This window comes from Shewanella gaetbuli, from assembly GCF_023284065.1.
GTDB classification, from domain to species: Bacteria; Pseudomonadota; Gammaproteobacteria; order Enterobacterales; family Shewanellaceae; genus Shewanella; species Shewanella gaetbuli.
Genome location: NZ_JAKIKP010000001.1, coordinates 207,336 through 221,062, shown reverse-complemented (window position 1 = coordinate 221,062; position 13,727 = coordinate 207,336). Strand labels below are relative to the sequence as shown.

The window sequence follows — 13,727 nt, the reverse complement described above, 5'->3', positions numbered from 1 at the left end:
GATAATGCGCTATACGGTACAAAAAAACAACACTTTTTTTATACCGATAAATAAAAACCCGCTTAATGATGTCATTAAGCGGGTTTAAAACGAGTCAGTCTAATCGCCCTAACAAATGTCATACCGTGTCAGGGGATCAACTTACGCCAAAGTCATTAATTGATCTTAGGATCTAACTCACCAGATTGATAAGCTTTGTACATAGCTTGTAGTGACTTAGGCTTAATTTTAGAACCCATGCCCGCACAACCAAATGCTTCGTAACGTTCAGTACAAATGTCAGCCATGGCTTCCATAGACGCTTTTAAGAATTTACGAGGGTCAAACTCAGCTGGATGCTCAGCTAGGTACTTACGTACAGCACCTGTTGACGCTAAACGTAAATCGGTATCAATATTTACCTTACGTACGCCGTGCTTAATACCTTCAACAATTTCTTCTAACGGTACACCGTAAGTTTCAGGAATTTCGCCACCGTATTGGTTGATGATTTTTAACCACTCTTGTGGCACTGAAGAAGAACCATGCATTACTAAGTGCGTATTAGGAATACGTGCATGAATTTCTTTAATGCGGTCAATACGTAATACGTCACCGGTAGGTTTACGGCTGAACTTGTACGCACCATGGCTAGTACCAATCGCGATAGCTAAAGCATCAACGTGAGTGTCTGCAACAAAACGCGCCGCTTCTTCAGGTGTCGTTAATAGTTGGTCATGGCTTAAAATACCTTCAGCACCAACACCGTCTTCTTCACCAGCCATACCGGTTTCTAAGCTACCTAAACAACCGATTTCGCCTTCAACCGATACACCACATGCGTGAGCAAATGCTACAGTACGGCGAGTCACATCAACGTTATATTCGTATGACGCAGGTGTTTTACCATCAGCCATTAACGAGCCATCCATCATTACTGATGACATACCAAGCTGAATTGAACGCTGACAAATATCAGGATCGGTACCGTGGTCTTGATGAATACACACAGGAATATCTGGGTACTGCTCAAGCGCTGCAGCCATCAAATATTTTAAAAACTGTGGGCGAGCATACTTACGTGCGCCAGCAGATGCTTGCACAATGACAGGGCTGTCTGTTGCTTCAGCAGCTTGCATAATTGCACGCATTTGTTCTAGGTTATTTACGTTAAACGCAGGAACGCCATAATTATGCTCAGCAGCATGATCAAGCATTTGTCGTAGAGAGATTAGTGCCATTTCTGTCTCCAATATAGGGTGATTACTCACCTAGGTCGCTATTTTTGGATTAATTGTTATGCCCCCTCAGCAAATTCAGGTATTGAGGAGGCGGTTTATACTAATAATTATTATTTTTTTAAACTCAGCCTATTTAAGCACCGCGTTGCTCAAGCATCTCCACAGCTGGAAGCTTTTTGCCTTCTAAAAACTCTAAGAACGCACCACCACCTGTCGAGATATATGAAACTTTATCTGCAATATTATATTTATCTACTGCAGCAAGGGTATCGCCACCGCCCGCAATAGAGAACGCTTTTGATTCAGCAATAGCGCGTGCAATACGCTCAGTGCCTTTACCAAATTGGTCAAACTCGAATACACCAACCGGACCATTCCATACAATAGTGCCAGCTTGCTCAAGAATTTTTGCCAGTGCTTCAGCACTATCTGGACCGATATCAAAAATCATATCTGCGTCAGCAACTTCACTCACTGATTTAAGCGTTGCGTCAGCTGTAGGGCTAAATTCACCAGCAACAACAACATCAGTAGGAACTGGAATATCACCGCCACGGCTTTGGGCATTTGCCACTAAACGTTTAGCTTCATCTAGTAAATCAGCTTCGTATAATGATTTACCTACATTATGACCTGCTGCAGCAATAAAGGTGTTAGCAATACCACCACCTACAACAAGTTGGTCAACAATGCCTGATAAACTTTCTAATACAGTAAGTTTAGTTGAAACTTTAGAACCGCCAACAATTGCCACTAAAGGACGAGCCGGGTTGTCCATTGCTTTCGCTAATGCATCTAACTCTTGGGCTAATAATGGGCCAGCACAAGCGACTGGAGCATATTGGCCTACACCATGAGTTGATGCTTGTGCACGGTGAGCGGTACCAAAGGCATCCATAACGTATACATCACATAACGCCGCCATTTTCTTAGCTAAGGTTTCATCGTTTTTCTTTTCGCCTACGTTAAAACGTACGTTTTCAAAAACAACAACTTCACCCACTTTAGCATCAACACCGTCTAAGTATTCACTGGCTAAACTAACAGGACAATCTAATGCTTTAGCTAAATAATCAACTACAGGCTGTAATGAAAATTCAGCATTAAACTCGCCTTCAGTTGGACGACCTAAGTGAGACATCACCATAACAGCTGCGCCTTTTTCTAACGCTAACTTAATCGTAGGTAATGCGGCACGCAAACGAGCATCACTGGTTACAACGCCGTCTTTTACGGGTACGTTCAAGTCTTCACGAATCAGCACGCGCTTATTTTGTAGGTCTAGATCAACCATATTAATAATTGCCATAATTAGCCTTTCCTTATAAATGTTAAAAATTAAAAAACAAAAAATGATTGAGTGCCGATATTTATCAGCAACTTAAGTTATTCTTTTTTTGAGCAACTACTTAGTAGCCAACTGAATTTATAGTTTATTTTTATTAACAGTTAACTATTTTTGGCTTGAAACATGGCCAAACTGGTGTCGAGCATACGGTTGGCAAAACCCCACTCATTGTCGCACCATAATAGTAGTTTAACTAAATGCCCTGCACTCACCCTTGTTTGGGTACCGTCGACAATGCTTGAGCGAGGATCGTGATTAAAATCGCAAGACACTAAAGGCTCATCAGTATACCCTAAAATACCATTAAAACTGCCATTAGAAGCCAATGCTAACACTCGATTAACCTGATTTATATCAACTTTCTTATCCAGTGTTACAGACAAATCAATCGCAGTAACATTAATGGTTGGGACTCTAACAGAAATGGCCTCAAACATGTCTTTCATGTGCGGTAAAATCCGCTCAATTCCTCTAGCTAACTTAGTATCAACGGGAATAATAGACTGCCCCGCGGCACGCGTTCGACGTAAATCATCATGGTAGGCATCAATCACTTGCTGGTCATTCATTGCCGAATGAATAGTCGTGATAGCGCCACTTTTAACCCCAAAATGTTTATCTAACACATCAATCACTGGCACAATACAGTTGGTGGTACATGAAGCGTTAGACACCACAGTATGCTCTGGGCGCAATAACTCATGATTAACACCATATACTATGGTGCCATCTACATCTGCGGAAGATGGGTGAGAAATCAATACCTGCTTAGCACCAGCATGAATATGTACTTCACATTCACTTCGGTCATTTAAACTGCCAGTGGCTTCGTAAACGATGTCGATATCAAGATCACCCCAAGGCAGTTTGCTAGGGTCAGGCTGATTAAGTAATAAAATAGCGTCATCGCCAATAACAAGGTGATTATCTTTAAGGCTGATAGAAGATTGGAAGCGACCGTGGGTAGTATCATACTGAGTTAAATGACAAATCGCCTCTGGCTTTGCCAGTTCGTTTATCGCAACTATCTGAATTTGATGGCGTTTACCCGACTCATACAGGGCTCTTAATATGGAGCGTCCAATGCGACCATAACCATTAATTGCGACTCGAATCATTAAATTTCCAGCATAAAATTAAACAGAATAAAGCGAAAGAAATAAAAAAAACGGCTTACATACGAATGTAAGCCGCTTCATTATACACAATTAACCACTTAACATATAAGTGCTATTTGTCTAAGATTTGATCTTGTGAATTAACCTAAAGCTTTTACTTTATTAACCACATTTTCAACAGTGAAGCCAAAGTGCTTCATTAAGTCGCCGCCTGGCGCTGATTCACCGAAGGTAGTCATACCAACAACGTCACCACCAAAGCCAACATACTTGTACCAGAAGTCAGTATGCGCGGCTTCAATTGCAACACGCTTAGTGACCGCTTTAGGCAGTACAGACTCTTTATAAGCAGCATCTTGAACATCAAACTGCGTGTTTGAAGGCATAGAAACAACACGTACTTTAACGCCGTCAGCCGTTAATGCAGCTGCAGAGTCAAGTGCAAGTTGTACTTCAGAACCTGTGGCAATTAAAATCACATCAGCAGTACCATCACAATCTTGCAGTACATAAGCTCCCTTAGCCACATTAGCTAATTGCTCAGCGTTACGTGCTTGTGCTTTTAAGCCTTGGCGACTAAAGATTAATGACGTTGGTGCATCACGACGTTCAATAGCCGCTTTCCAAGCTACTGCGGTTTCAGCTGCATCACAAGGACGCCATACCGCCATATTAGGCGTTAAACGTAAGTTAGCAAGTTGCTCAACAGGTTGGTGAGTTGGGCCGTCTTCGCCCTGACCAATAGAATCATGGGTATACACAAAAATGTTTTGAATGCCCATTAATGCAGACATACGTACCGCATTACGTGCGTATTCCATAAACATCATGAACGTTGCGCCATAATTGATAAAGCCACCGTGCAGTGACACACCATTCATAATGCCGCTCATACCAAACTCACGTACACCGTAGAAAATGTAGTTACCAGCAGGATCGTCTTGAATGCCTTTAGAGCCAGACCATAAGGTTAAGTTAGAACCAGCTAAATCAGCACTACCACCGAGTAATTCAGGTAACATTGCCCCAAATACACCAATGGCATTTTGTGATGCTTTACGGCTAGCAATCCCTTCCGCTTTATCCTGACATTCTTGAATAAAGGCCTGAGCTTTAGCTTCAAACTCTGCAGGTAATTCGCCTTTTAATACACGACGGTCATATTCAGCGGCAAGTTCTGGGTAAGCTGCTTGGTAAGCTGCAAACTTGTCATTCCAAGCTGACTCAATGCTTTGGCCTTTGATTTTTGCGTCCCAACCGGCATAAACATCTGCTGGAATTTCAAATGGCGCATGTGGCCAATTTAAAAATTCACGTGCTGCTGCAATTTCAGCGTCACCTAGTGGCGCGCCATGACAGTCGTGGCTACCAGACTTGTTAGGCGAACCAAAACCAATAATGGTTTTACAACAAATCATTGTTGGTTTGTCAGTTACCGCTTTAGCTTCAGCGATAGCGTTAGCAATGGCTTCTGGGTTATGACCATCAACATCAGCAATGACATGCCAGCCATATGATTCAAAACGCTTAGGCGTATCATCAGTAAACCAACCTTCAACATGACCGTCGATAGAAATACCATTGTCATCCCAAAATGCAATTAACTTACCTAAGCCTAAGGTACCCGCTAATGAACACGCTTCATGCGAGATACCTTCCATTAAACAACCATCGCCTAAGAAGCAGTAAGTAAAGTGATCAACAATGTCATGACCGTCACGGTTGAATTGAGCTGCTAAGGTTTTCTCAGCAATCGCCATACCTACAGCGTTACTGATACCAGCGCCTAAAGGACCAGTGGTTGTTTCAACACCTGGAGTGTAACCATATTCTGGATGGCCCGGTGTTTTTGAATGTAATTGACGGAAATTTTGAAGTTCTTCAATAGGTAATGCATAACCAGATAAATGCAATAGAGAGTAAATCAGCATTGAGCCATGACCGTTAGATAAAATGAAGCGGTCGCGATCAGCCCAGTTAGGGTTGTTAGGGTTATGCTTTAAAAAATCATTCCATAGTACTTCAGCGATATCTGCCATACCCATTGGCGCACCTGGGTGGCCAGAGTTGGCTTTTTGAACGGCATCCATACTTAACGCACGAATTGCGTTGGCGAGTTCTTTACGAGATGACATGCTCTCTCCTGCTTGTTTGTGAGGTCTAGCGGGCAATTGTAGAGGCGTATTTTCCCTTACAAAACCGTGTGACGCAAATTAAAATTTCTAAACACCCTATTTTGAACCGAGGTAAAGATAATTTCTGTTAATTTTTTTGATTAAGCTCAAGAAATTTGACGTAAGTTGATTGAATTGGGGGCTATTTAGAAAGCGTGTCTAGTATCTTTTTCGAAATATTTTCGCGGAATTATTGTTCAAATTAATGTACAAAACCAATTTAAACCTAATTAAAAATTATTAAAAATATTTAAAAATCAATAAAGTAATTACCCAAATCACAATACAGTTGAAATGGCAGACTTTTATTTATTTGCTGCATTGCACAATTCTTAGCTTTTATTCGTATTCAGGGGTGTTATCAAAATCAATTTCGACTAGAATAGACGTCTAGACGTATAAAGATATATTTTTTTATTAGCAAAATACGAGATTCTCCCACTATGGCAAAGCACTTGTTCACCTCTGAATCAGTTTCAGAAGGTCATCCAGATAAAATCGCCGATCAGATTTCTGATGCGGTATTAGACGCAATTCTTGAGCAAGACCCAAAAGCTCGCGTTGCGTGTGAAACCTATGTCAAAACTGGCATGGTATTGGTGGGTGGCGAAGTGACCACCTCTGCTTGGGTTGATATCGAAGAAATTACCCGTAAAACCGTTCGTGAAATTGGTTACACCCATTCAGATATGGGCTTTGATGCTGATTCGTGTGCCATTTTAAATGCGATTGGTAAACAGTCACCAGATATTAACCAAGGTGTTGACCGTGCAGATCCAGCCGAACAAGGCGCTGGTGACCAAGGCTTAATGTTTGGTTATGCAAGTAACGAAACAGACGTATTAATGCCTGCACCTATTACTTATGCACACCAATTAGTAAAACGTCAATCTGAAGTACGTAAAGATGGCACCTTACCTTGGTTACGCCCTGATGCGAAAAGCCAAGTTACCTTTGCTTATAATGAAGGTAAAATTGTGGGTATTGATGCCGTTGTTTTATCAACTCAGCACAAAGAAGAAATTAGCCAAGCAGACCTAATTGAAGGTGTGATGGAAACCATCATCAAACCTGTACTGCCTTCACAATGGTTAAATAAAGACACTAAATTCTTTATTAACCCAACAGGTCGTTTCGTCATTGGTGGCCCAGTAGGTGACTGTGGTTTAACCGGTCGCAAGATTATTGTAGATACCTATGGCGGCATGGCGCGTCATGGTGGTGGAGCTTTCTCTGGTAAAGACCCATCAAAAGTTGACCGTAGTGCGGCTTATGCAGCACGTTATGTAGCTAAAAATATTGTTGCTGCTGGTTTAGCTGACCGTTGTGAGATTCAAGTGTCTTATGCTATTGGTGTTGCAGAGCCAACCTCCATTAGCATTGAAACATTTGGTACTGGCAAGGTGTCTGAAGAAGTATTAATTAAACTTGTTCGTCAGCACTTTGAATTACGTCCATATGGCTTAACAGCAATGTTAGATTTAGCACGCCCAATTTACCAGCAAACTGCTGCTTACGGTCACTTTGGTCGTGAAGGTTTCCCATGGGAAGCAACAGATAAAGCTGAAATTTTACGTGCAGATGCAGGCCTATAATTAGCGTGAAGTGCACAGTATAAAAAAACCGCCAGTTGGCGGTTTTTTTATGGGTAAACTTATAAGCTAAATCATTATCACTATGTTCAATCTTCAACGATTCAGCAATGATCAAAGTGCGCATGTTCTAAACACATAAACTCTACTTGCTGCATATTCATAATAGGGACAGAAATGAGTGTTGCGTTTGCAGTAGCAAAAGCAACTTGATCGTTTACTACTGATCCATCAAACAACTGCAAACTGACGTTATATTGATTAACTTGGCCACAATTAATCCAATAAGACAGCCACTTAACCGCATAAAATGGCTGTTTTTGATTCGGCAGCGTTAACTCATAAGTATCAAAATTTTGCTGTTTCAAAGTTAACAAGGCAACAACCAATTTTAGATTATCAAATGAGCCCATTTGCAAACTGAAATAGGGCGAAAATAATGACTCAAAATTGGTGGACATGTCAGACTCGGCATGAGGGCTTAGCGAATCTTGTTCCATATCAGACCCCTTTCAATAGTAAATAGTAATCCCGTTGTTGATAACTGAAAAAGTCCATCACTTGCATATTGGCATACTTGGTATGCGCTGCAAATGAACGAGCATTTTCATCAGCAATATAAGCGACTACAAAAGCAAAATGACGACTTAACTGTCGGTAAAGTGCATTCACTAACTCAGCAAATATTCCTGTCCCCCGATAAGTTGCTTCAATCCATATTGGGCCATATTGACAACTATTTATTTCACTGATATTCACAAAGCTTGAAGGGTGAACACATTCAAGCTTAGCTAACCGATTTAAAATATTGCTATATAAGCCCTGATTATTGAAGAATGACCAATGCGTTGCAATCACGTAGCCAACAATTTTGCCGTCATCTTCTGCTAGCATAATCCAATGTTGGTTTATCAATTGCGTCAATTGCGCCGAGGAGAGTGCTTGCCCTTGTAAGCTAGGATCGGCTTGTGCTAATTCAGCATTAACATGTGTACGTTCAAGCACTAATAATGGCGCTACATCCGCTAAATTGGCGAGGCGGTAATTAATCATCTTGATTCTCTTTAACTGAATGCTTCGCAGCAGATGAAATTTGATCTTGCTTTTGCGCCCACTCAATCACAAGGGCGACAGGAAACGGTGCCATCATGATCAAACCTAGACCAATCAAGCTAGCAATAATTAACATCCCAGAAGCCTGCTGACTTAATTGTGAAGAAAATAAAACATAACAACCTATAATTAATAGTATTAAGCCGCCTAAATGCAGCACTTTTAACCACTTAATCATTGATGAACCTAATTTTATGCTGCTTATGAGTTATCACTTTGTCCCAGTATCTTGTAGAATAGATACAATTATGACAACTCTAGGTAAAGTTAGCAGATATGATAAAGCATTTTTTAAGCGCTGCCGCAGTTATTTTTTCGTTAAGCGCATGCCAAAGTACATCAGAGATTGAAACTGAAACATTAATAGGTCAATGGCATATCGAATCTGTATTATCTCAACCTACTATCGACTATAGCCCAGCCAAGCTAGTTTTCGATGAACAAGGAAAGCTAGTCGGCAACACCAGTTGCAATCCTTTTATGGGTCAATACACATTAAAAAATGATGTGTTAACCTTGAATCCTGCCGCTTCCACCCGCAAAGCCTGTATTGAAGCATTAATGACTCAAGAAAGAAATGTCATGCAAACACTCCCTAAAGTACATGGCGCTAAATTTAATCGTAGCCGTTTATTATTAGTCAATGAAGAAGGCGAGACAATCATGGTGCTAAGTCGGTTAACTCAATAAGGTTAACTGCAAATCCGTCCAATTCTAATTTTGAATTTTTATTCATTTAAAATGAGTTTTTCTTGACATAACTCAACCTTATATTCAGAATTAGTTAGTTTTATGAATAACAACTATAAGATGAAATAATTTATGCCGACCAATAAAAATCAGGATGATCTGGTAAAAACATTTAAAGCTATCTTAAAAGAAGAGCGTTTTGGCAGCCAAAGTGAAATTGTTAATGCATTACAAACCGAGGGGTTTGGTAACATTAACCAATCTAAAGTTTCGCGCATGCTTAGCAAGTTTGGTGCGGTACGTACTCGCAATGCTAAACAAGAAATGGTTTATTGCTTACCGGCAGAATTAGGCGTTCCAACCGCTGGAAGCCCACTTAAAAATCTAGTGCTTGATGTTGATCATAACCAAGCCATGATTGTTGTTAGAACCAGTCCTGGTGCAGCACAGTTAATTGCAAGGCTTCTAGATTCAATAGGTAAACCTGAAGGAATTTTGGGTACTATTGCTGGCGATGACACTATTTTTATTTGTCCATCTAGCATTAAAACCATTGATGACACATTAGAAACTGTTAAGTCATTATTCAACTATAGCGAATAAGACAACGCCTTAATGCCAAGTTGTTAAACATAAAAAAAGCAATGCCAACGCATTGCTTTTTTGTTTCCCTTGGAATGTAAGATTAGCCTTCGTCCCATTGGGTTAAAAAGTCTAATGATGGCGCAAAAAATGATGAGCCGGTTAATGCTTTAGTAAACTGCATCAAATGATCATGATTGCCGTGTCCATCACCATATATCATGCTGTGAAGCATTTTTTCAAAATGAACAGGCGTTTTACAGCTGGAAATAAACATCAACCCCTGCTCTTTTACCGAGCCATAAGGCATGCTTTGACGTAAAATCTCCATAGAATTACCATCATCGTCTTTTAAGTTCACTCGCTTAATATGGCTAGTAAGTGGCTTATCTTCAGAGGCATATTCAATATCATCTTGTTTGGTACGGCCAATGATATCCTCTTGCTTTTTAACCGGTAAACGCTGCCATTTGTTTAAGTTATGCGCATACTTCTGTACGTGAATATAACTGCCTGATTTAAACTCGGTATCTTCTTCACCGACTAAAGCCACTTGTTGTCGATTTCGTCCTTTAGGGTTTTCTGTGCCATCGACAAAACCAGTTAAATCACGGCTATCCATAAACCTAAAACCGCGCTCTTCATCAACCAGTTCTACTAAGTCTTCAAACATTTGGTTAATTTCATTGGCAACAAGGTGCAAAATATCAAAACGATCGCAGCGAATATGCACAAACAAATCATATTCCATCGCAGGCGCATCACGGTTACCTTCATTCATTGAAGGAAATGGCTTTAGTAATGCTGGACGACTGTCAGGGTAATAGGTGTCCCAAAAATTAGCACCAATTGCCACAAACCCATTGAATGCACTGTCGGCATATTGATCTGTTAACTCGTAGATATATTGCGCCACACTTGCAATGGATGGACGAAGTTGATCTTCAACGCCATCATTTGCGTTAAACATCAAATAAACACTATGTAAATTACCTTCAGCACATATCCCTAATTGCTCGCGCGGCATAATCTGATTATCCATATTTAACAAACCACCTGAATTGTTATCGGTTTAAAAGAAAAAAACTAAACACAAAAATACTATCCCAGTTAGTGTTAAGCCATGTTTACTGAATTTATCATATGTTAACTGTTTGCATGGGTACAATTAAAAAATAACCAAGGGGTGCGCTGGCGCATATAAATTAACTTTTTGCCCGGGAACCAGTTGCAGCATTTGACTTCTCACCTCTAAACAGTGCTCTTCAACTTTAACCCAGTAATGACACACCGTACCTAAAAAGCGTCGCTCAATAATCGTGGCGAGCCCTTGCTCATCGGCAATTAACTCAACTTGCTGCGGTCTTAATAATAACTGACCTTGGTAATCCACTGGGAAAGTAAGTGCAGCACTACTGTGTAATATACCAATGGGCGATTTCACTTCATGGGGACTATTTACTGATACGGGCAAATAGTTACCTGAGCCCAAAAATTCCGCTACATATTTATCTTTAGGTGAAGCATATAGCTCTTCAGCCAATCCATGCTGAATAATGGCGCCCTCTTTAAATAGCGCTAACTTATCTGCAAAAACAAAGGCTTCATCTTTACTGTGAGTGACAAAAACCGCACTGACATTACGCTGTTTTAAAATCGCTCTGATTTCTAACATCATCTCGTTACGGACTTGAGCATCGATATTAGAGAAAGGCTCATCTAATAAAAGAATCTGTGGTTCATAGGCTAACGCCCTCGCTATCGACACTCTTTGCTGCTGACCACCGGAAAGCTCATGAGGGTAACGTTGCGCAAGGCCGGTTAATTTAACCAGCTCGAGCATTTCTTGTAATCGTGACTCACACTCAGCCTTGCTCAGCCCTTTTACACCAAACAAGATGTTATCTGCCACAGTCAAATGCGGAAATAACGCATAATCTTGAAAAATCATTCCCACACCGCGCCGTTCGCTAGGCATGAAGGTATCATCGTTATTCAGTACTTCACCATTAATTTTAATGGTGCCTTTGGAGATAGCTTGAAGCCCTGCAACAGCACGTAACAACGTCGTTTTACCACAACCACTTGGGCCTAATAAAGCGACAATTTCACCTTGTTGCAAGGTCAAATTTAAGCCTTTTAAAATAACCTGTCCTTGGTAATCACTAAATACGTTTTCAATGGTAAGAGTCGACATTTAACTAGCATGCTCCAATGAACGGTTAAGGTAAATAAGTGGGATAAGGCCAACAATCACAATCACAATTGCGGCAAGCGCGCCATGTTCTAGCATTTCATCAGACACAAACTGGAACACGTAGGTGGCTAAGTTTTCAAACCCTATAGGACGTAATAACAGCGCAGCTGGCAGTTCTTTCATGCTTTCGATGAACACCAACAGCGCCCCCGCCAATAAGCCCTTGCGTAATAATGGCAAATGAACACGCGTTAGTAATTGCCTAGGTTGCTGCCCCATCGTAATACTCGCCATGTCTAATGACGGAGAAATACGTTTATAGCTGTTTTCAATACTGCCAATTGAAATAGCCAAAAAGCGCACTACAAACGCAAAAACAATAGCAAAAATACTGCCAGTAAAGAGTAAGCCGGGCCCTCTTGCGCCAAACCAATCATAAATATCATTAATGGCAAAATCTAAATAGGTGAGCGGCACTAATACACCAATGGCCAATACGGTTCCTGGCAGTGCATATCCCGTACTGCTAAGACGTGATGGCAAGTTATCTGATGGCCTTGGGCTGACTCGTCGCACAAACATCAGTATTAAACTGAGTAATAAACAAATCACACTGACCAGTACAGCAATATACAGGCTATTCCAGCTGTACTGCCAAAATTGCTCATTCCAACTTTCATCAAAATAGTCAACGGCATAAGTCAGCAACACCACAAAAGGCAGCACAAAAGCCGCAAACAATAAACTGGCACAATAACCAAATGCACCAAAGGCATGAATCCCTTTTAATGAGTAACGATCCGCAGCTGATAGCGATGACTGTTTTTGAAACAACTGCTGTTTTCGTCTTGCAAAGCGTTCAACGCCCACCATAGCAAATATCACTAACAACATAATGGCCGACAGTTTCGCCGCAGCCGTTAAACTGCCATATCCCAACCAAGTGTCATATACCGCAGTGGTCAGTGTAGGAACAGCAAAATAACTCACCGTTGCATAATCAGCAGCGGTTTCCATTGCCACCAACGCCACCCCCACTGCAAGCGCAGGCCTTGCCATAGGCAGCGCTAACCGCCAAAAACTGCGCCAGGGAGTACAGCCCATAATTCTTGATGCATGCAGTAAGCTGGCAGATTGCTCCATAAAGGCCGTTCTGGCCAGAAGATAAATATATGGAAATAGCACCAGTGACAACATAATAGCAGCACCGCCCAAACTTCTTACTGACGGGAAGTAATAATCATGGGGGGATGACCATTCAAACCATTGGCGCAACGCTATTTGAACCGGGCCAGCATAATCGAGCATATCGGTATAAACATAGGCAACAATATAAGCAGGCATTGCTAAGGGTAATAATAATAACCATTGAAAATAGCGACGGCCGGGAAACTCACACCGCGCAATAAACCATGCTGCAGGCACTGCAATAATTAACGACCCTAAACCGACAAGCACAATAAGTAATAAACTATTGGAAATATAAGTGGGAAGCACCGTATTAAAAAGGTGACTAAAAACCGCTTCATCAGGGAATGAAGCTTGCACTAATAATGCAATAAGCGGCAGTACAATGACCGCCGCAATCATGTAACCAGTGAGCGACCAGCTTCTGGTTAAACCTAAAATCATAACGTTTTTCCAGTTAACACAATACGGTGCATATACACCGTATTAGAAGACTTAAATAAAC

Annotated in this window: 13 protein-coding genes; 3 read left to right on the top strand and 10 right to left on the bottom strand. The window is 41.1% G+C overall.

What is annotated here, in order from left to right:
- Positions 1 to 155 precede the first annotated feature (155 nt).
- The 4 genes from fba to tkt form a co-directional block, all read right to left on the bottom strand.
- A complete protein-coding gene (gene fba / locus L2672_RS00955; RefSeq protein WP_248993958.1) occupies positions 156 to 1,220 on the bottom strand; it encodes a class II fructose-bisphosphate aldolase in 1,065 nt (354 codons plus the stop codon).
- A gap of 133 nt (positions 1,221 to 1,353) precedes the next feature.
- Positions 1,354 to 2,529: a phosphoglycerate kinase gene (locus L2672_RS00950; protein WP_248993957.1), complete on the bottom strand. Its 1,176-nt coding sequence runs from the start codon at positions 2,527 to 2,529 to the stop codon at positions 1,354 to 1,356.
- Between the two features lie 140 nt (positions 2,530 to 2,669).
- Positions 2,670 to 3,686, bottom strand: a complete 1,017-nt coding sequence (gene epd / locus L2672_RS00945; protein WP_248993956.1) for an erythrose-4-phosphate dehydrogenase — start codon at positions 3,684 to 3,686, stop codon at positions 2,670 to 2,672.
- A gap of 140 nt (positions 3,687 to 3,826) precedes the next feature.
- A complete protein-coding gene (gene tkt / locus L2672_RS00940; protein WP_248993955.1) occupies positions 3,827 to 5,821 on the bottom strand; it encodes a transketolase in 1,995 nt (664 codons plus the stop codon).
- Between the two features lie 482 nt (positions 5,822 to 6,303).
- On the opposite strand from tkt, the gene metK reads away from it, so the two are divergent.
- A complete protein-coding gene (gene metK / locus L2672_RS00935; protein WP_248993954.1) occupies positions 6,304 to 7,455 on the top strand; it encodes a methionine adenosyltransferase in 1,152 nt (383 codons plus the stop codon).
- Positions 7,456 to 7,556: 101 nt separating this feature from the next.
- On the opposite strand, the gene L2672_RS00930 is transcribed toward metK, so the two are convergent.
- Genes L2672_RS00930 through L2672_RS00920 form a run of 3 tightly spaced genes read right to left on the bottom strand, consistent with a single transcriptional unit; the run spans position 7,557 to position 8,743 of the window.
- The gene (locus L2672_RS00930; protein WP_248993953.1) at positions 7,557 to 7,952 is read right to left on the bottom strand and encodes a hypothetical protein; all 396 of its coding nucleotides are present in this window, start codon (positions 7,950 to 7,952) and stop codon (positions 7,557 to 7,559) included.
- Position 7,953: 1 nt separating this feature from the next.
- Positions 7,954 to 8,505: a GNAT family N-acetyltransferase gene (locus L2672_RS00925; RefSeq protein WP_248993952.1), complete on the bottom strand. Its 552-nt coding sequence runs from the start codon at positions 8,503 to 8,505 to the stop codon at positions 7,954 to 7,956.
- A complete protein-coding gene (locus L2672_RS00920) occupies positions 8,498 to 8,743 on the bottom strand; it encodes a hypothetical protein (protein ID WP_248993951.1) in 246 nt (81 codons plus the stop codon). The genes L2672_RS00925 and L2672_RS00920 overlap by 8 nt, the downstream gene beginning before the upstream one ends.
- Before the next feature lie 98 nt (positions 8,744 to 8,841).
- Between L2672_RS00920 and L2672_RS00915 the strand changes: the two genes are divergently transcribed.
- Positions 8,842 to 9,255: an META domain-containing protein gene (locus tag L2672_RS00915; RefSeq protein WP_248993950.1), complete on the top strand. Its 414-nt coding sequence runs from the start codon at positions 8,842 to 8,844 to the stop codon at positions 9,253 to 9,255.
- A gap of 132 nt (positions 9,256 to 9,387) precedes the next feature.
- Complete coding sequence (gene argR, locus L2672_RS00910; RefSeq protein ID WP_248993949.1) at positions 9,388 to 9,858, top strand: transcriptional regulator ArgR; 471 nt, start codon at positions 9,388 to 9,390, stop codon at positions 9,856 to 9,858.
- A gap of 82 nt (positions 9,859 to 9,940) precedes the next feature.
- Here argR and L2672_RS00905 read toward each other — a convergent pair whose 3' ends face one another.
- From L2672_RS00905 to L2672_RS00895, 3 genes are all read right to left on the bottom strand, one after another.
- On the bottom strand, positions 9,941 to 10,879 hold the full coding sequence (locus L2672_RS00905; protein ID WP_248993948.1) for a Dyp-type peroxidase: 939 nt from the start codon (positions 10,877 to 10,879) through the stop codon (positions 9,941 to 9,943).
- Between the two features lie 126 nt (positions 10,880 to 11,005).
- Positions 11,006 to 12,034 (bottom strand): ABC transporter ATP-binding protein, encoded by a 1,029-nt coding sequence (locus L2672_RS00900; protein WP_248993947.1) that lies wholly within the window; start codon positions 12,032 to 12,034, stop codon positions 11,006 to 11,008.
- Positions 12,035 to 13,666, bottom strand: coding sequence for an ABC transporter permease (locus tag L2672_RS00895; RefSeq protein ID WP_248993946.1), 1,632 nt, complete (start codon positions 13,664 to 13,666; stop codon positions 12,035 to 12,037).
- Between the last annotated feature and the right edge of the window lie 61 nt (positions 13,667 to 13,727).